Here is a 17,618-nt window from a genome sequence, read left to right as displayed (position 1 = left end):
GCTCCATCCCCAACGAGGAATCCCATGTCGTCGAAGCCCCTTTCCGGCATCCGTGTGCTCGATCTCACCCGTCTTCTGCCGGGGCCCATGTGCACGCTGCACCTGGCCGATCTCGGCGCCGAAGTCATCAAGATCGAGGACACGGGAGCCGGGGACTACGCCCGTACGCTGGGCATGCCGCCCGGCCGCACGGCCCCGGTGTTTCTCGCCATCAACCGGAACAAGCGGGGCATGCGGCTCGATCTGAAGCAGACGGAAGGCGTGGAGGCGTTCCTGGATCTCGCCCGTACCGCGCACGTGGTCGTGGAAGGCTTCCGGCCCGGGGTGGTCGACCGTCTCGGCGTGGGTTACGAAGCGGTCAAGGCCGTGAATCCAGCCATCGTGTACTGCGCGATCTCGGGCTACGGCCAGACCGGCCCCTACCGCCACCTTGCCGGACACGATCTCAACTACTGCTCCTACGCGGGTGTCGCCGAGCAGAACGGGGAGCGGGGCGGAGATCCGGTCATCTCCAATTTCCAGCTTGCCGACATCCTCGGCGGCGCGGTCGTGCCGGCCATGGGAATCCTCGCGGCTCTGTTCGACGCGCAGCGCACGGGCCGCGGCCGCCATGTGGATGCCTCGATGACCGAAGGCGTGCTCGCTCACAACGTCCAGGCCCTGTCGGCGCATGTGACCAAGGGCCGTGTGGCCGAACGCGGCAACGATCTGCTCTCGGGCCGTGAAGGCTGCTACAACGTCTACCGCACGAAGGACGGCCGGCACATGGCGGTGGGGTCGCTGGAATCCAAGTTCTGGAAGGACGTCTGCGACGTGGTGAACCGGCCGGATCTGCTGCACTGTCACTGGGAAACCGGCGGCGACCCGCAGATCGCCATCGACGCCTTGCGCGGCATCTTCGCCACGAAGACACAAGCCGAATGGGTCAAGGCATTCGAGGGCCGCGACTGCTGCGTCTGCCCCATCCAGACCTTCGATGAACTGCTCGACGATCCTCAGCATGCCGCCCGGGGAATGTTCGTGCGGTCGCCCCATCCCACCGAGGGGGACGTGCTGCAGATGGCGCCGCCGGTGAAGCTGTCCGATTTCACCTTCGAGGTCGAGCGCCCCGCCCCGGCACCCGGAGAGCACACGGAAGAACTCCTGCGCGCCCTGGGCTACGACGACACGCGGATTGCGACACTTTCGCGACAGCGCGTGATCTGAACGGACCGGCGCGAGGGCCCGGTGCCCTCGGATCCGTTGACCGTTGTCAATACCGGATCGGGCGCCAGCTCCTATCCTGCAGGCACGTCATCGGAGAGGGGAGGGCGCTGCCATGGAAATTCGTGTCGACGACCACGAGGTGGTCCGTGTCCACAAGCCCTTCCACCTGATCGACTGCGAATCCTACGAGCGCTGGTACCGGCGCAGAGAAGGCGTGCCGCTTGCCAACGGGTTCTACGTCGTCACCTGGCCTGCCGATGACACGAAGCGCCGTTTCGACGAGAACGCGAACTTCATCGGACCTTTCCGCAGCCGTGCCGAGGCGGAGGCCTGCCGGCCGGTGCTCGAGCATTGAGGGTCGATGCGTGCGGCGGCCGCGCGCGTTCACGGTTCCTGGCGCCCATCAGGGCGGGTGCAATGGCAGGGGTGGAGATGGATCGCCGCGCCTGCCTTGCGGCCGCCCGTGGTCCCTGAACCGGCCTTCTTCCGCGTGGCAGGGTCAGCCCTCCCGTCGCTTGCCAGGGATCGGCGCCCGCCGTCCGTTCGGACGTAACATCCCTCCCGCGCGTCACCGGTGACTCCCACCGTCCGACCGCATCGGACGAGGAGACACCCCATGCCGTCACCCGCATCACCGCTCTGGCAGTGGAGCGCCTGCGACCTGGCCGCCGCGATCGAGCGCCGCGACGTGTCCTGCACCGAGGCCATGGAGGCCGTGCTGGCGCGGGTCGAGCAGTGCAATCCCGAACTGAACGCCATCGTCTATCCCCGTTTCGACGACGCGCGAGAACGCTCTCGCGCTGCGGACGAGGCGCTGGCGCGTGGCGAGTCGTGGGGGCCGCTGCACGGCGTCCCTGTGACCATCAAGGAAAACGTCGACGTCGCAGGCATGCCCACGCCGAACGGAGTCCCGGCTCTGGAGTCGGTGATCGCGCCGGACGATTCGCCCGTGGTGCGCAATCTGCGTTCCGCAGGCGCCATCGTGTTCGGCCGGACCACGACTCCGGAGTTCTCCATGCGGGCGACCACCGACAGCCCGTTGCACGGGCGCACGCGCAATCCGTGGCATCCGGACGCCTCTCCGGGCGGGTCTTCCGGTGGTGCCGGCGCGGCGGCGGCGGCCGGCATGGGGCCGCTGCACCACGGCAACGACATCGGCGGCTCGCTGCGCTTTCCTTCTTTCGCGTGCGGTGTGTGCACCGTGAAGCCGACGGTGGGCCGCGTACCGGTGTTCAATCCGTCTGCGTCCGCCGAGCGCGGACTGCTCGCGCAGCTCATGTCGGTGCAGGGCGCGATCTGCCGCCAGGTGCGCGACGTGCGCCTGGCCACCCAGATCATGTCCCGCGGCGATCCGCGCGATCCCTGGTGGGTGCCGGTGCCGTTCGAAGGGGCTCCGTTGCCGGGGCCGATGCGCGTCGCCTTCACGCGCAATGCTCACGGCTATCCGATGCACCCGGGGATCGGCGAGCAGCTCGACAAGGCGGCTCGCGCACTGGAGAGCGCCGGGTATGCCGTGGAGGAAGTCGAGCCGCCGCCCATCACCGAACCTGCTGCGGGCTGGATGTCGGTCGCGCTCGCGGAAATCCGTGCGACGCTCGATCCCCTTGCCCGGCAGCACGGCAGTGCGACGGTGCAGAACGTGTTCGACTGGTACTACGCGATCGGCCACGTCGCCGAAGGTCCTGCCTACCTGGCGGGACTCGCCGCACGCACGCGGATGACGCGCGCGTGGAATGTGTTTCTCGATCGCTATCCGCTGGTGCTCACGCCGTTTCTCATGCGTCCCACGTACCCCTGGAACTACGACGCCCAGGGGCTCGAGCAGACGCGCGATCTGTTCGGCGCGGCCATCTACAGCTATGGCGTGAACTATCTCAGCCTGCCCGCCGGAGTGCTTCCGGTCGGGCTGGTGGAGGGGCTTCCGGCGGGCGTGCAGATCGTCGGGCGCCGTTTTCGCGAGGATCTGATTCTCGACGCGATGGAGGCGGTGGAACGGCAGGCGGGCACCCTGGTTCCGCAACTGTGGGAACGGATGAGCTGAAGAGTTTCCGGTGTGCCGGACAGTGTCCGGCACGGGCGGGGCCGCCGTGAATAATGCACGCCGCACTTGCCACGGACCGCGCGACGCGGAAGAATCCCAGTGTCTCTCCTGCACGTGATCGCGGCGGGGTGAAGTAAATGACAGGGCTGCGATCCCCTCAGGCAGTGGAGATAATTCTTGTCGCGCGTCGTTCAGCGGATTCGATTTGACCGTGCGGCCGGAGTTCCTTCCCAGTTTCCAGCGCGTCCTGCCTGAACGCATGACGCGCGCACTCGGCAAGAGGCACCCCGGCTTAACGCGAGAACCGATTCCCCGATTCTCGCCCCTCGGGCGGGCCATGGCGTGCTGCTCGGTATTTGCCACAAGAATACGCCGTTCGATCCCAATAGCCGATCGATGCGAAGAATGAACGTTTGCCAGGGCTGTACGAGCAACGCTCACAGCCGTGACTTGTCACGGCCCCTTCACGACGCAGCGACGGAGCACCACTTTGGGAAACAATTGCACAGAAAATTTCAAGTTCGAGGGGATTGCGGGTGAGTCGTCGGTTCTCCCCGCAAGCAAGGGTCCGGATCGGCGCAGTTCGCGCGGCGGGCGCGCAGACGCGTTGCCGCGCTTGTCCCGCTAGAGCAGCGGGCATCGCGCCATCATGGACAGCACCGCTACCGCTCCCGTTCTTTCACCGCGCCAGAAGGAATGCCTTTCCTGGGCATCCATGGGCAAGACATCCCAGCAGATCTCCCAGTTGCTGGGCGTCACGCCGCGCACCGTTCATCTCCATCTCGAGAACTGCCGCAGGAAGCTCGGCGCCGAGAACACCACTCATGCCGTGGCCAAGGCCATACGGCTCGGGCTGATCGCGCTGGAAGGCCCGACTGAGTGATCGTGGTCAGATCGCGGCCCGCCTGAACGGCGGGCCGTCTCTTTCAGAGCGACTTCAGGAAGGCGATCAGCGCTTCGCGATCGCCTCTCTGCATGCCGGCAAAGGCATCGCGGGACGTCTTCGCTTCGCCGCCGTGCCACAGAATCGCTTCTTCGAGATTGCGGGCCCGGCCATCGTGCAGGAATGCGCCCGCGCCGTTGACGACCTCCGACAGGCCGATGCCCCACAGGGGCGGCGTGCGCCATTCGCGGCCGCTCGCGAGAAAGTCCGGCCGTCCATCAGCGAGGTCCTCGCCCATGTCGTGCAGCAGCAGATCGGTGAAGGGCCGGATCGTCTGGTGGGCGACGGGCGGGAAGGCGGGGAACGGCCCCGTCCGCAATTCCGGCACGTGGCACACTGCGCACTGCGCATCCGCGAAGAGTCTTTCGCCCTCCCGCACCTGCGGATCGTCCACCTGCCGGCGCACCGGCACGCGAAGCGACCGCACGTAGAGTTCCGTCGCCGCCAGGCGCAACGCCGTGATCTCCGGCTTGCCCGCCACCATCTGTTCCTTGCAGGTCGGGCTCATCGGCGGGCAGTTCTGGTCCGGATACACCTCGGTGGAAAGACCGATGTCGTTGAGGAAGGCGATCGCGACCTGCTCCCGCAGACTGCCGTGATTGGCCTTCAGGCCGAAGCGTCCGATGACCACCTTGCGCTGGCTCTCGTCCCACACCCGGTTCACCTTGCCGCGAATGCTGCCCGTGGCCGGGCGTGCGGCGAGCGCGAGCAGCGTTTCGTCCGGCACTGCCTCGAGAAGGCCAAGACCCACGAGCGGCGGCGCCATGCGCATGCCGACATGTGCATCCTCGCCGAGCGGTCCATAACCGAAGTCCGAAAGCCGCAGCACGGGCTTGCGCAGCACGCGGGTCTCCCCCTCCGCGAGCGCGACCTCGTGCTCGGTCCACTCCACACCGAAGGATGCCTCCGGCGGCACGACACCCTTCACGCCGAAGATCTGCAGCTGGTCGCCATACTGGGGGTGCAGGCGCGGACCCCCGTGCGCGTCCACCCCGGGAAGACTCACGCGGACGACCAGGTTGGGGGCCGGCTCGAAGGGCACGGTGATATGGTGGTCCCGCACCTCGCCCGGCATCGCCACGGTCGGCAGCGATGGCGTCCCGGTCACGAGGCCCCTGCCGTTGTTGGTGTGGCACGTGGTGCAGGCCTGGGCGTTCGAGGTGGGGCCCCGGCCGAATTCCGCGTTCTCGAACCAGAAGAACGCCCAGCGGTTCTGGAACATGCGACGCCCGAGCGCGAAGAGTTCGTTCTGGCGGGAGTCGAGGCCGGCGGCCGGATGCAGGTACGCGGTCTGCGAGGCATCGGCGACACTGAGGTCGCCGCCTGTCAGTGCCTCCGGCGGGATGTCCTCCGCGGGAGCAAGCCACGCAGCCGCGGGAAGAAGGGCGAGAGCCGTGAGCAGCGCGGCGCGCGTGATCAAACGTTTGGGCATGTCAGGGAAGCGCGGAATTTGACCGGAGTGTAATTCGAATCGCCGGAAGGTCCGTCCTGCATCAGGCAGGGCCGGACGCCTTGCACCAGGCCGCGGCGGACGTGCCTGCGGCAAGCCCGGTCGCGAGACAGGCCGTGAGCAGATATCCCCCGGTGGGGGCCTCCCAGTCGAGCATCTCGCCCGCGCAGAAAACGCCGGGCAGGCGCTTCACCATCAGGCCCTCGTCGACTTCGTCGAAGCGCACTCCGCCCGCGGTGCTGATGGCTTCGGCGAGAGGACGCGGACGCAGCAAGGGGATGCGCAGCGCCTTCATGGCCTCCACCGTGCGGGTGGGATCCCTCAGCGCTTCCGCGCCCGTGAATTCGCGAAGCAGTGCCGCCTTCACTCCGTCGATTCCCGCATGGCGCTTGAGATGCTCGGAAAGCGAGCGCTTTCCCCGGGGGCGCGCCAAGGAGGCCTCCAATTGCGCCGCCGTGCGGCCGGGCACCAGGTCGAGAACAAGCTCGGCCTCTCCCGTTAGCTCCAGACAGCGGCGAAGAACGGACGACAGCGCGTACACGAGACTTCCCTCCACACCCATTCCAGTGATGACGAATTCACCGGCCCGTTCGTGCACGGTTCCATCGGACTCCACCGCACGGGCGACCACCGACTTGACCGGAACGCCCGCGAAGCGGGTGCCCATGTGTTCGCTCCAGGACACGTCGAAGCCGCAGTTCGCCGGACGCAAGGGCTCGACCGCGATGCCGGCATTCTTCATCGAGGGCACCCACGCACCGTCGGAACCGAGCTGCGGCCAGCTTCCGCCGCCAAGCGCGAACACCCATGCCGGGTGGACGACGTTCGTGGGGCCGTCCGGCTTATCGAAGCTCATGCCCTCCTCGGAGAAGCCGCGCCAGCGGTGGCGCACGTGAAAGTTCACCCCGGCCCCGTGCAGCCGGTGAACCCAGTGGCGGAGCAGCGGACCGGCCTTGAAATCCACCGGAAAGACGCGCTCCGAACTCCCCACGAACGTCTCGACACCCAGGCCTCGGGCCCACTGCCGGATCTCTGCGGCCCCGAAGCGCTCGATCATCGGGCGCAGCACGGCGGCCTGCGCCCCGTAGCGGGAGACGAATGCCTCGAACGGCTCGGCGTGCGTGAGATTGAGCCCACCCCGGCCGGCGATGAGGAACTTGCGGCCCACCGACGGTCTGGCTTCGTAGAGATCGACCGCGGCACCCAGGCCGGCGGCCGCTTCCGCCGCCATCAGTCCGGCAGGGCCTCCGCCGACGATGGCGACGGAAGGACGGACGCAGACATCGACGGGCATGGCGTGGGTGAGCGAGAGCGCGGAGCCGCGAGCCTAACCGATCCGCGCACGCCGATCACATCCGGAAAACGGATCGTCCGAGAGACGGGGTTTCGCCCATCGCCGGATTGCGTGCCATCATTCCCGCCATCACCCGATTCAGGAGAGGTTCATGTACGCAATCAGCACCGCCGACCGCAAGTGGGCGCCCGGGAAGCAGGCAGGCGTGGAACGCGCGATCCTCAGGGAAGAGGAAGGCGGGGGCCGCACCCTGCTCGTGCGCATGACCAAGGGCGCCGTCATCGAGATGCATGGCCATCTGGGGCGCGAGGAACTCTACATGGTGAGCGGCCGCATGCGGCTGGGCGAGTTCGTGCTGTCGGCGGGCGACTATCACCATACGGCGCTGGGCGAGCGCCACGACGTGGAGGCGCTCGAGGACTGCATGTTCTACGCGATGACGGGAGAAGGTCATCCCGGGCGATGACGGGGTCGCGTACGCCTGCTTCCCTGGCGTCGGCCCGGATGAGGATGCACCCGGCGATGAGCCAGGTGCCGCCGTCCTGCCGGGCCACGTGAAAGATGGCGTGCCACATCTGCCCGTCCGCATCCGTCATCTCGACGAACTGAAGGATGCGCCCATCCGCCTGGCGGACATCCGCGAACATGGTCGATGCCGGCCGGTAGACGACCGCGTACTCGGCCTGCACCATGGTCATGAAGTTCCGCGCCGTGGAGAACATCTGCCGGATTTCCGGCGACGCCAGGGAGAACGCCGTCTCCGCATCGTCCTCGGCGAAGGCGGCGAGCTGGCGCTCGATGACCGCGCGGATCGCCGTGGCATCCGCGTCTGATACTCCCTGCGGTTCGTCCGCAGCTGCCAGCAGACCGGGCACGCATGCCGGTGCCAGAGCCAGCACGCGCAGCACCCGCCGGCGGCTGTCCGCTCGGTGATCCGTTTCAGGCGGGTTGCATGTCTGTCCGTACAGTGTCATCCGCATGGGTCGCTCCTGAACGCAGATCGGAGGTGAGTGCGCGAAGCGCCGGTTCATCCAGCGTCTCCTTCGCCAGCAATTCTCTCGCGCAGGTGTCCAGCACCGCACGGTGCCTTTCGAGCACGGCCGTGGCCCGGGCGAATGATTCCATCACGATGGTCCTGATCGCCACGTCGATCTGCTGCTGCGTCGCCGGGCTCACCTGGCATCCGCCCTGGGAATAGCCGGGGACATCCAGGAAACGCGGCGGCCGCGCCTCGTAGGCCACGTAACCGAGATCTTCCACCATGCCGTAGCGCGTGACCATGTCGCGTGCGATGTCGGTCACCTTGGCGAGGTCGTCCGCCGCGCCCGTGGAAAGATGACCGAACACCAGCTTCTCCGCCGCGCGTCCACCGAGCAGCACCATGATCTTGTGTTCGAGTTCGTCCCGCGTCATGAGGAAGCGGTCCTCGGTCGGGCGCTGGATCGTAGCCCAGGGCGCCGATGCCACGAGGGATGATCGACACCTTGTGCACGGGATCGGTACCCGGCAGCGACAGCGCGACGAGCGCATGTCCCATCTCGTGATAGGCCACGATCTCGCGCTCGCGTGGATTGAGGATGCGGTTCTTCTTCTCCAGACCCGCGACGATCCGTTCGATCGCCACGGTGAAATCCTCCAGGATCACTTCCGTACCACCGCGGCGCGTGGCCGCGAGCGCCGCTTCGTTGACCAGGTTGGCGAGGTCCGCGCCGGTGAAGCCCGTCGTGAGCGCCGCCACCTGTTCCAGATCCAGGTCTGCCGCAAGGTGGATCTTCTTCACGTGCACGCGGAGGATCTGCAGCCGGCCGGCCTTGTCCGGCCGGTCCACCAGCACCTGACGATCGAAGCGGCCGGCGCGCAGCAGGGCGGGGTCCAGAATCTCCGGGCGGTTCGTCGCAGAGAGAAGCACCAGCCCTGACGAGCTGTCGAAACCATCCAGTTCCACCAGCAACTGGTTGAGGGTCTGCTCGCGCTCGTCGTGTCCGCCCATCGGACCCAGGGCTCCGCGCGCACGTCCCAGCGCATCGAGCTCGTCGATGAAGATGATCGCCGGCGCCCGCCCGCGAGCCTGCTCGAACAGATCGCGCACCCGCGCCGCCCCCACGCCCACGAACATCTCCACGAACTCGCTGCCGGAGATGCTGAAGAACGGCACGCCCGCTTCGCCGGCGACCGCCTTGGCAAGGAGCGTCTTGCCCGTCCCGGGGGGACCCACCAGCAGTACCCCCTTGGGCATGCGGGCGCCCAGGCGGCCATAGCCTTGCGGATCCTTGAGAAACGACACGATCTCCTGCAACTCGGCCTTGGCCTCGTCGACGCCCGCCACATCGGCGAACGTCACGCCCGTGTCCTTCTCCACGTACACCTTCGCCCGGCTCTTGCCGACGTTCATGAATCCGCCCACGCCCTGCCGCTCGGCGAAGCGCCGGATGACGAAGAACCAGAGCCCGAAGAAGACCACCGCAGGCAGTACCCATGACATGAGGTCCCGCAACAGCGTGCTTTCGATGACGCGGGTGTAGGGAACGTCGAATTGCGACAGGCGCTCGGCGAGCGCCGGCTCGACCCGCGTGGCGACGATCATGGTCTTGCCCGGAACCGTCCGGCGACTTGAGCTTGCCGGTGACGGTGTTCTCGCCGATCGTGATCTCGGCGACGCGGCCCTGCGCGAGCGCCTTCTCGAATTCGCTGTAGGGCACCGGCTCCACGGTCCGCTGCGCCTGCCACAGGCTCTGAGCGTCAGGATCGCGGCGAGCGCGAGCAGCCAGTAGCCGGCATTCCAGTGGAGCTTGCGGTCGGTCTTCAGGGCCATGACGGAATCCCGTTCACTCGATCTTCCCTGATTGAACCCCTTCAATGTGCGCGGATCGCCGTTCCGGCGCAACCGCCCCGGATTCCGCAGCGCGCCGGGTCGTCATCGTGCGCCGGGGATGCGCTTCGCCCATCAGTGGTCCGTTCCGGGCACGTGGCGGGCCCGTTGCCCTGCTCGGCCTCGACGCGCCGGTGCGCGTTTCGCTCCGCCGATGGAACGCTCCCTGCGCGCCGTTCGCGTGCGATCGATCGTGGTTTCGCGGGTCATCGAACGCCGTCCATCGGTTAGCATCTCGCCATGGCAAGCACCGAACTCCTGTCGTGGTCGGGGCTGGGCCTCATGGGCCTCCTGGGTCTGAGGCACGGCTTCGATCCCGACCACATCGCGGTGATCGACGGTCTGGGTCTTCGCTTCGAAGGGCAGCGGCCGCGGCTCTCCCTGGGTGGGCACGCTCTTCCCTCGGTCACGGCGGACTGGTCACGCTCATTGCGGTGGCCGTGAGCCTGCTGAGCCGGGAATCGATCGTGCCGGCTTCGCTGGAAGTCGTGGGTGCGTGGTTGCCGGTGGCGCTGCTGCTGCTCGTGGGCACGCTCAATCTCCTGACCCTCGTTCGGCGCGACGACTTCCAGCCCATGGCCCTGCGCCTGCCGTTCGTGTCCAGGCGGCTGCGGGAGTCGTCGCATCCGCTGGCCGTGGTTTTGATCGGTGTCCTGTTCGGGCTCGTGTTCGACACGGCCACGCAGGCAGCTGCCTGGGGCTACGTGGCCTCGACCAGCAAGCAACCGGCCTTCGCGCTGGCCATGGGGCTGGCCTTCACGCTGGGCATGATGCTCACGGACACCGTCGACAGCCGGCTGCTCGCCACGGTGCTGCGACGTTCCCAGCGGGAGAATGCCGCGCGGTTCCGCCGCACGCTCGGCTGGACCATCGTGGCGATGTCCTATGCGGTCGCGTTCTACGGCATCGCCCGCAACCTGGATCCTTCCCTGGAGCTGGACGACACCGGATACCTGATTCTGGGTGGAAGCTTCGTCCTGGGGTTGGCGTTCCTGTACGTCTGGTCGCTCACGCGGCTGCGGGCTTCCTGAGCACCGGACCCGCGGAGCCGGGTGGGCGATTCAGGTCGCCGGCTCGCCCTGCGCACTCTTGCCCCGCCCGGGCGCCGGGCCTGCCAGCTGGACGAGCAGGTGCGACTCCCGCTTGTAGAAGCCCTCGGTGTGGAAGGTTTCCTCGAGGCGGAACATCTCGTAGTCCAGGTGATGGCAGAGCTCGTGCAGGAGCGTGCGCAGAAAGGTGCGCGGGGCCACGACGCGTTGCTGCTGCGCGGTTCTCATCCACAGTTCCACGATGGCGCGGCGTCCTTCCTCTTCCGGGCGATACATCCCGTGCAGCTCGCCCCAGTCGCCGCGCGGACGGACGGCGAACACCTTGGCGCGCAGCGACGGCACGCCGAAGCGCAGCGTCAAGGCATCCAGCAGCCGCTGGCAGTCACGCTGCACGGCCGTTTCGCGGTCCTGGGCCAGGCTCTGAAGAGGGCTTTCGGCCAACGGCCGCAAGTCATCTCCGGCAGGTATGGGCAGTTCCGTCAGGGCATCACTGCGGTCGTAGATCCGCCGGCGCGCAGGCGTGAGTCTGTCGTAGTAAGCGAAGGGCATCGGCACTCCCCCAGGCGGGTGCGCCGAAGTGTCGCATGACGTAACCCTTTCCGAACTCACCGGCGCCGCGCAGTCCCTCTGGAGAAGTCTGCATCGGACATCTCCAAGGGAGTCGCAGTGACGGCTGCTGCATCGCCGCATGGATCAGGGATGCTCAGGGGTGGCCAACAAACCGCCGCGACGTAACTCGTTCAGTCGGCATTGACATGCCGGCGTGTTGCGTCGCGCCATGTGAACGCGATTCGAGGATCTTCCTTATGCCACGGGACAAACATCCCTTGACGTACTGTGGCGATCTCCCTCTAATCGCGTCGTGATCGGTGGTTGCCGGCACATCTTCGGCGATGGTGGGCGCGACATCGGCCGCCTTCGCAGCGAGCTGCATAACGAGATAAACGGGAGGACAACACATGCTGAACGAAGAGCTGGAGCTTCGACGGCGAGAGTTCCTGAAGATCGCGGGCGGAAGTGCTTTCATGTCCCTTGCGGCCGGAGCGGGTCTCGGCGCTGTTTCGACCAACGCGTGGTCTGCGCATCATCTGCAGGCGCTGAGCGATGCCGAGGGGCAGACGCTGCTCGCCTTTGCGAGAACCCTGTTCCCGCATGACTTTCTCGCGGATTCTTACTACGGCAACGTGGTGCACTCGGTGGACGAGAAGGCCGCGGCCAGCCCGGAAACCAAGGCCATGGTGTCCGAGGGCGTGGCACAGGTGGAACGTCTCGCGCGGAAGAACTTCGACAACCAGCCGTTCTCGCAGCTCGGCGAGAAGGGGCGCGTGCGCATTCTCAAGACGGTCGAGAAGACGCCCTTCTTCGGCCTGATGTACGGCGAAACGCTGGGTGGCCTGTACGGCAATCCCGAGATCTGGAAGATCTTCGGCTACGAGGGCTCGTCCGTGGAGCACGGCGGCTACATCAAGCGCGGTTTCGACGACATCAGCTGGCTGCCGAAAGAGTGAGGACCACGAGATGGCTCAATTCGATCTGAACGACGACTCCGTCGTCGTCATCATCGGTTCGGGCGCGGGCGGCGGAACGCTCGGCAACGAACTGGCACAGAAGGGCGTGAAGGTGGTCTGCCTGGAAGCAGGCAGGCGGCTCGCGCTCAAGGACATCAACAACACCGGCGAGATGTTCGCCAAGCTCTCCTGGCTCGACCCGCGGGAAGGCTCCGGCGATCTCGACCCCAATCTGCCCGCCTGGATCTGCAAGACCGTCGGCGGTACGACCGTGCACTGGGCCGGCGCCTCGCTGCGCTTGCAGCCGCACGAATTCAAGGCGCTCAGCACCTATGGCCGCCTGGCCGGCGCCAACCTCGACGACTGGCCCATCTCCTACGAGGATCTCGCCGAGTACTACGAACGTGCCGAGGACAAGATGGGCGTCACCGGCACACACGGCATTCCCCGTCTGCCCGGCAGCAACAACTACCACGTGCTTGCCGCCGGTGCGAAGCGGGTCGGATACCGCGACTTTCACACCGGCAACATGGCGATCAATTCGCGCGAGCGCGACGGCCGTCCCGCCTGTAGGCAGATCGGCTTCTGCATGAGCGGCTGTGCCATCGGAGCCAAGTGGTCCACGCTGTACACCGAGCTGCCCAAGGCCGAAGCAACGGGCAACTACGAACTGCGTCCCGACTCGATGGTCATCAAGATCAACCACGACGCCCGGGGCAAGGTCACCGGTGTGGTGTACGCGGACGAGGACGGCGTGATGCGGGAGCAGAAGGCGCGCATCGTCTGCGTGGCGGGCAATTCCATCGAAACGCCGCGGCTGCTGCTCAACTCGGCCTCGAACATGTTCCCCGACGGTCTTGGCAATTCCTCCGGCCAGGTGGGGCGCAACTACATGCCGCACCTGACCGGCGCCGTGTACGCGATCATGCCGGGCGAAGTGAACCTGCACCGTGGCACGCAGATGGCCGGCATCATCAAGGACGAATCGGTCTTCAACCCCAAGCGCGGCTTCGTGGCGGGTTATGAACTCGAGACGCTGCCTGCGTTCGGCATGCCCGGCTTCCCATCCTTCGTGAAGCCCGGAGGCTGGGGGCGCGAGTACGCCCGCGACATCGAGGCCTATCGCAATGCCGCAGGCTTGTGGATCGTCGGCGAGGACATGCCGCAGGAGTCGAACCGTGTGACGCTCAGCACCAGCAAGAAGGACCGTCACGGCATGCCGGTCGCTCATGTGCACAAGCAGGACCATCCGAACGACAAGGCGATGCGGGAGCATGCGTGGAAGATGTCGACTGCCCTGTACGAAGCGGTGGGTGCACGCAAGGTCTACACGCGGATGCCGTTCTCGTCCACGCACAACCTGGGCACGTGCCGCCAGAGCAGCGATGCGGGCGCGGGTGTGTGCAACGGCTTCGGCCAGTCGCACGACGTCTCCAACCTGTTCATCTCCGACGGCAGCCAGTTCACGACCAGCGCGGCGGAGAATCCGACGCTCACGATCGTGGCCCTGGCCATCCGGCAGGCGGAGTACATCGCGGGACCAGATGGCGGCCCAGAACATCTGACCGCCGGTCCGGCAGCAGGACACAGGGCGCCTGCGGGCGCCCTGTTTTCATGGGTGTCTTTGTTGCAGCTTCACGGCGTCCCGCCGTGCGCCATCACCTTCCGGATCCTCGATCCAGTAAGTGACCGTGTTGGGATTCATCCCGATCCAGCGTCTTGCGGCGTCGCGCGGACTCATCTTGTCGACATTCACCCAGTAGTCCAGCTCGGTCACGGCCTTCACGGAGACCTCGATCCGGGAAAGCGGCAGGCGCTGCTTCTTGTTCAGTCGCTCGTAGAACTCTGCGTTGGCCACGAGCATGGCCTTGTTCGGCCCCCCCAGGAACTGCTGCGGTTCGTCCAGCACGCGCAGGCGATGCGCCTTGTTGAGGAACTGCGGGCGCCACAGAGGCATCACGAACCAGTCCTTGGCAGCTACGCGCGCGTTGAAGTTCGCGAGCCACTCGGGCGCAGGACCGGGGACCAGTTCGTACCCGGCCTCGGACAGGCGGTAGTGTTCGAAGATCTTGCGCGATCCGATCATGAGGCCGGAATCGGGCAAGGTGCCGCGGATGGTCTTCGTCATGCGGGCAGCCACCTCCGGTCTGGCGAGATCGGCCACGCTACGCACGGCCTCGGCCGGCACGTAGTCCGGCACGGCCCAGTAGAGCTGTGCGTCCTCGTACAACGTGCTCACCTTGACGAGGCGGTCGCCGTATTCCTTCCAGTAATCCGCATGCGCGTAAGGCAGCCATGCGGCCACGAACAGATCGACGTCGCCGACCGCCACCTTGGGAAAGATCTGGGCATGGCTGCCCGACTGGAGGGCCACGTTCCAGCCCTTGCGCTCGAGGATGAACTGCACGAGGCTGGCCGTGGCTTCGTAGAAGGAAAGGCTCACGTGACCCAGCGTGATCACGGCGGCATTGGCGGGCGCGGAAGCGCGCCCAGAACCGTGGTCATGGCGCTGGCCGCAAGCAGAGTCCTTCTCTTGGACGACATCATGTGAGATCACCTGTTCGTGGCATTGATCGGTCCGGCGGGACGTCCGGGGCGCGAGACCTTAACAAAATTCCGCGGGGCAGGACACGGTGCACCGCACCCGCCTGCCGTGGCGGCCCTGTCAGGGCTCTCCGTCGGCGCACATGTGCGGGAGCGAGTCGAGCGCGAATCTCCGCCTTTCGCCCTGCTCACGCAGATAGGCGTTCTGGACCTCGTAGGCCTCGCGTTCCTTGGAGTACCAGCGTTCGCAAGCGTTCGATACGCGGTCGAACTTGCCCGTCACGTGCTGGACGTGGTGCACCAGTTCATGCAGCAGGATCGAGCGGCCCAGTACGTCGCTGGCGGGGTCTGCGGTATTGCTGACGAAGATGCCCTTTGTCGGGATGGTAGAACGCCTTGATGCCGCAGTTGCTCTTGCACAGGAGCCGCTGGATTTCCGCCGGCGGAACGACATGGATTTCGGGCAAGCGGTCCGGGATCGGATAACCGGTAAGGAGTCTGATGGCCGCCAGAAGTTCGGCGACCAGGTCGAGCAGGGGCGTTCTGTCCATGGATCACCCGGGATGCGGGCTGAACTGGCGATCCCGCATCCCCGCCGGGCACGCGCGCCACCGTCGGCGATCATCGTCGTACTGCATCTCGAAAGCGTCAATCGATTGGAGATGACAATAGGAACAAGAATGGAATACGAGTGGGAAAACGGGATACATACGCTTGGACCGTTTCCCTTGACGGACCAGGAAAACATCCTGAGAATCATCCGGTACCCCTTTGAGAGCGGGTTGAAGCCGGTTCCGCAGTTGTGCCGGCGTCAAGGCGGAGTTCTCTCGTGGGGACTACAAGCCCAAGAGCATCCAGCGGTCCGCGCCCCTTTCGAGGCGCGATCGTCCGCGGATTTCGTAGGAAGAATTCGTTTGGGAGGTTCACCATGCGTAAATCGTCTCGCTTCACGCCCCGCGTGCTTGCGTCCGCGATCTCGGCAGGCCTGTTCGTGTCCGGAGCGGCCATGGCTGCCGATGTGGACGGCGCCCGCCTGCTCAATGCGGACAAGGAGCCCGGCAACTGGATGTCGTATCACGGGTCCTACAAGTCCTGGCACTTCAGCGCGCTCGACGACATCAACACCAGGAACGTCGGCAAGCTGCAGGAAGCCTGGTCGCACGTTGCGTCGCGCGCCAACCGCGGCTTGCAAGGTATTCCGCTCGCCGTCGATGGCGTGCTGTATTACACCAGCCCGTACAACCAGGTCTACGCACTGGACGGTGCGACGGGCAAGATGATCTGGACGTACAAGCACAAGCTGAACGAGGACCTGGTCGCACGGCAGACGCACTCGCCCTACAACCGCGGCATCGCCATCGGCTACGGCAATATCTACATGGGCACGCTCGATGGCAAGCTGGCCGCCATCGACATGAAGACCGGCAAGCTCAATTGGGAAACCAAGCTGGTCAATTCCGAGAAGCTGACGGTCGGCTTCACCGGTGCACCCCTGCTCGTGAAGGACAAGGTCATCATCGGCGCCCAGGGCGGCGAGTGGCCCGATCGCGGCCCGATCTTCGGCATCAATGCCAAGACCGGCGAGAAGGTGTGGTCCTTCATGACCGCCGGCGGCAACGACGGCACGAAGTCGGATGCGCGCAACACCTGGGGCGGCGATTCCTACAAGACGGGTGGTGGCGGCGGCTGGATGGCCGGCAGCTACGATCCGGAGAACGACACGGTGTGGTGGGGTACGGCCAACCCGGCTCCCCTGTACGACTGGGCCGGCGACAAGTTCATGACCGAAGGACCCCGTCCCGGCCTGAACCTGTACACCTCCTCCGTGCTGCAGCTGAATCCCGACACGGGCGAACTGAAGAGCTATCACCAGGTTCTGCCGCATGACGCCTGGGACTTCGACCCCGCCCAGGGCGAGCTGATGATGATCGACCGGGACGGCAAGAAGTACGTCGTGCATCCCAGCAAGAGCGGCTTCGTGTTCGTGTTCGACCGCAAGTCCGGCAAGCCCGTGAAGGTCTGCAAGGGTGTGGACGCGATCAACTTCGTGAAGGACATCAAGGACGACGGCACGCTGGTCGGCCGCTGGATCCGCCCGAAGGCAAGCACAAGAACCTCTGCCCGGCCATCGCTGGCGGCTACAGCTGGAACGCGGGTACTTACAGCCCGAAGACCAACCTGATGTACAAGGTCGGTTTCGAGTGGTGTATGGACCTGGACATCGTGAAGACCGAGCCGATCACCGAGCCCGTCGTCCAGCTCAACATCGGCGCCAACTTCACGATGCACGGCCCCGGCGACCAGCCTCCGCACGGACACATCCGCGCTCGCGATCCGATCACCGGTGCGGTGAAGTTCGAGATCAGGTATCCGGGTGCGGTGCCTCACGGCGGTCTGCTGTCCACGGCCGGCAACCTGCTGTTCGTGCCTGAAGCAGATGGCATGTTCACGGCCTACGATGCCACCAACGGCAAGAAGCTCTGGGCGCACAACATGGGTCAGGGCAGCAACGGCGGCACGATCTCCTACAAGGCCAAGGGCAAGCAGTACGTGGCTGTGATGACCGGCTGGGGAAGCCTGGTCGGCGACGGCTACGGCGATCTCTGGGGCGAGCCCTGGAAGAGCATGCCCAAGGATTCCGGCGTGCTGAAGGTGTTCGCACTGCCGTAATCCAGACCTGGCGCGGCAACTGCCGCGGGGCCTGGAGGAAGGGC

At 66.1% G+C, this 17,618-nt stretch carries 15 protein-coding genes and 3 pseudogenes; 11 read left to right on the top strand and 7 right to left on the bottom strand.

Annotated elements, in window-relative coordinates; translation table 11 throughout:
* Positions 1 to 24 precede the first annotated feature (24 nt).
* The 4 genes from IPK20_01010 to IPK20_00995 all read left to right on the top strand — a co-directional run bounded on the left by IPK20_01010 (position 25) and on the right by IPK20_00995 (position 4,130).
* Positions 25 to 1,206 carry a CoA transferase gene (locus tag IPK20_01010; GenBank protein MBK8015399.1) on the top strand — a complete coding sequence of 394 codons (1,182 nt, stop codon included), beginning with the start codon at positions 25 to 27 and terminating at the stop codon, positions 1,204 to 1,206.
* Between the two features lie 112 nt (positions 1,207 to 1,318).
* Complete coding sequence (locus IPK20_01005) at positions 1,319 to 1,561, top strand: hypothetical protein (GenBank protein MBK8015398.1); 243 nt, start codon at positions 1,319 to 1,321, stop codon at positions 1,559 to 1,561.
* Between the two features lie 261 nt (positions 1,562 to 1,822).
* Positions 1,823 to 3,247 (top strand): amidase, encoded by a 1,425-nt coding sequence (locus IPK20_01000; protein ID MBK8015397.1) that lies wholly within the window; start codon positions 1,823 to 1,825, stop codon positions 3,245 to 3,247.
* Positions 3,248 to 3,896: 649 nt separating this feature from the next.
* The gene (locus IPK20_00995; protein MBK8015396.1) at positions 3,897 to 4,130 is read left to right on the top strand and encodes a helix-turn-helix domain-containing protein; all 234 of its coding nucleotides are present in this window, start codon (positions 3,897 to 3,899) and stop codon (positions 4,128 to 4,130) included.
* A gap of 43 nt (positions 4,131 to 4,173) precedes the next feature.
* Here the strand turns inward: IPK20_00995 and IPK20_00990 are convergent, their stop codons facing one another.
* Positions 4,174 to 5,622: a c-type cytochrome gene (locus IPK20_00990; protein MBK8015395.1), complete on the bottom strand. Its 1,449-nt coding sequence runs from the start codon at positions 5,620 to 5,622 to the stop codon at positions 4,174 to 4,176.
* Between the two features lie 61 nt (positions 5,623 to 5,683).
* Complete coding sequence (locus tag IPK20_00985) at positions 5,684 to 6,934, bottom strand: TIGR03862 family flavoprotein (protein MBK8015394.1); 1,251 nt, start codon at positions 6,932 to 6,934, stop codon at positions 5,684 to 5,686.
* 151 nt (positions 6,935 to 7,085) lie between these two features.
* Here IPK20_00985 and IPK20_00980 point away from each other — a divergent pair, with 151 nt between their 5' ends.
* Together IPK20_00980 and IPK20_00975 are read left to right on the top strand one after the other, a co-directional pair.
* Positions 7,086 to 7,400, top strand: a complete 315-nt coding sequence (locus IPK20_00980; GenBank protein ID MBK8015393.1) for a cupin domain-containing protein — start codon at positions 7,086 to 7,088, stop codon at positions 7,398 to 7,400.
* A gap of 100 nt (positions 7,401 to 7,500) precedes the next feature.
* Positions 7,501 to 7,767 carry a hypothetical protein gene (locus IPK20_00975; protein MBK8015392.1) on the top strand — a complete coding sequence of 89 codons (267 nt, stop codon included), beginning with the start codon at positions 7,501 to 7,503 and terminating at the stop codon, positions 7,765 to 7,767.
* Between the two features lie 106 nt (positions 7,768 to 7,873).
* Here IPK20_00975 and ftsH read toward each other — a convergent pair.
* Positions 7,874 to 9,746: pseudogene (gene ftsH, locus IPK20_00970) on the bottom strand (ATP-dependent zinc metalloprotease FtsH).
* Positions 9,747 to 10,043: 297 nt separating this feature from the next.
* Here ftsH and IPK20_00965 point away from each other — a divergent pair.
* Positions 10,044 to 10,247, top strand: coding sequence for a hypothetical protein (locus IPK20_00965; GenBank protein MBK8015391.1), 204 nt, complete (start codon positions 10,044 to 10,046; stop codon positions 10,245 to 10,247).
* Positions 10,244 to 10,834 carry a hypothetical protein gene (locus tag IPK20_00960; protein MBK8015390.1) on the top strand — a complete coding sequence of 197 codons (591 nt, stop codon included), beginning with the start codon at positions 10,244 to 10,246 and terminating at the stop codon, positions 10,832 to 10,834. Before IPK20_00965 ends, IPK20_00960 begins: the two co-directional genes overlap by 4 nt.
* A gap of 30 nt (positions 10,835 to 10,864) precedes the next feature.
* Here the strand turns inward: IPK20_00960 and IPK20_00955 are convergent, their stop codons facing one another.
* Positions 10,865 to 11,401, bottom strand: a complete 537-nt coding sequence (locus IPK20_00955; protein ID MBK8015389.1) for a hypothetical protein — start codon at positions 11,399 to 11,401, stop codon at positions 10,865 to 10,867.
* Positions 11,402 to 11,811: 410 nt separating this feature from the next.
* Between IPK20_00955 and IPK20_00950 the strand changes: the two genes are divergently transcribed.
* Together IPK20_00950 and IPK20_00945 are read left to right on the top strand one after the other, a co-directional pair.
* Complete coding sequence (locus tag IPK20_00950) at positions 11,812 to 12,360, top strand: gluconate 2-dehydrogenase subunit 3 family protein (GenBank protein MBK8015388.1); 549 nt, start codon at positions 11,812 to 11,814, stop codon at positions 12,358 to 12,360.
* 10 nt (positions 12,361 to 12,370) lie between these two features.
* Positions 12,371 to 13,900: pseudogene (locus IPK20_00945) on the top strand (GMC family oxidoreductase).
* A 72-nt stretch (positions 13,901 to 13,972) separates the two neighbouring features.
* On the opposite strand, the gene IPK20_00940 reads toward IPK20_00945, so the two are convergent.
* The 3 genes from IPK20_00940 to IPK20_00930 all read right to left on the bottom strand — a co-directional run bounded on the left by IPK20_00940 (position 13,973) and on the right by IPK20_00930 (position 15,455).
* Positions 13,973 to 14,917 (bottom strand): hypothetical protein, encoded by a 945-nt coding sequence (locus IPK20_00940; protein ID MBK8015387.1) that lies wholly within the window; start codon positions 14,915 to 14,917, stop codon positions 13,973 to 13,975.
* 108 nt (positions 14,918 to 15,025) lie between these two features.
* Entirely contained in the window at positions 15,026 to 15,205 is a 180-nt protein-coding gene (locus tag IPK20_00935) for a hypothetical protein (GenBank protein MBK8015386.1), read from the bottom strand.
* A 4-nt stretch (positions 15,206 to 15,209) separates the two neighbouring features.
* A complete protein-coding gene (locus IPK20_00930) occupies positions 15,210 to 15,455 on the bottom strand; it encodes a hypothetical protein (protein ID MBK8015385.1) in 246 nt (81 codons plus the stop codon).
* Positions 15,456 to 15,832: 377 nt separating this feature from the next.
* Here IPK20_00930 and IPK20_00925 point away from each other — a divergent pair.
* Positions 15,833 to 17,574, top strand: a pseudogene (locus IPK20_00925) (PQQ-binding-like beta-propeller repeat protein).
* Positions 17,575 to 17,618 lie beyond the last annotated feature (44 nt).

The organism is Betaproteobacteria bacterium, assembly GCA_016713305.1.
Classification (GTDB): Bacteria; Pseudomonadota; Gammaproteobacteria; order Burkholderiales.
This window is presented reverse-complemented; position numbering and strand designations above follow the sequence as displayed.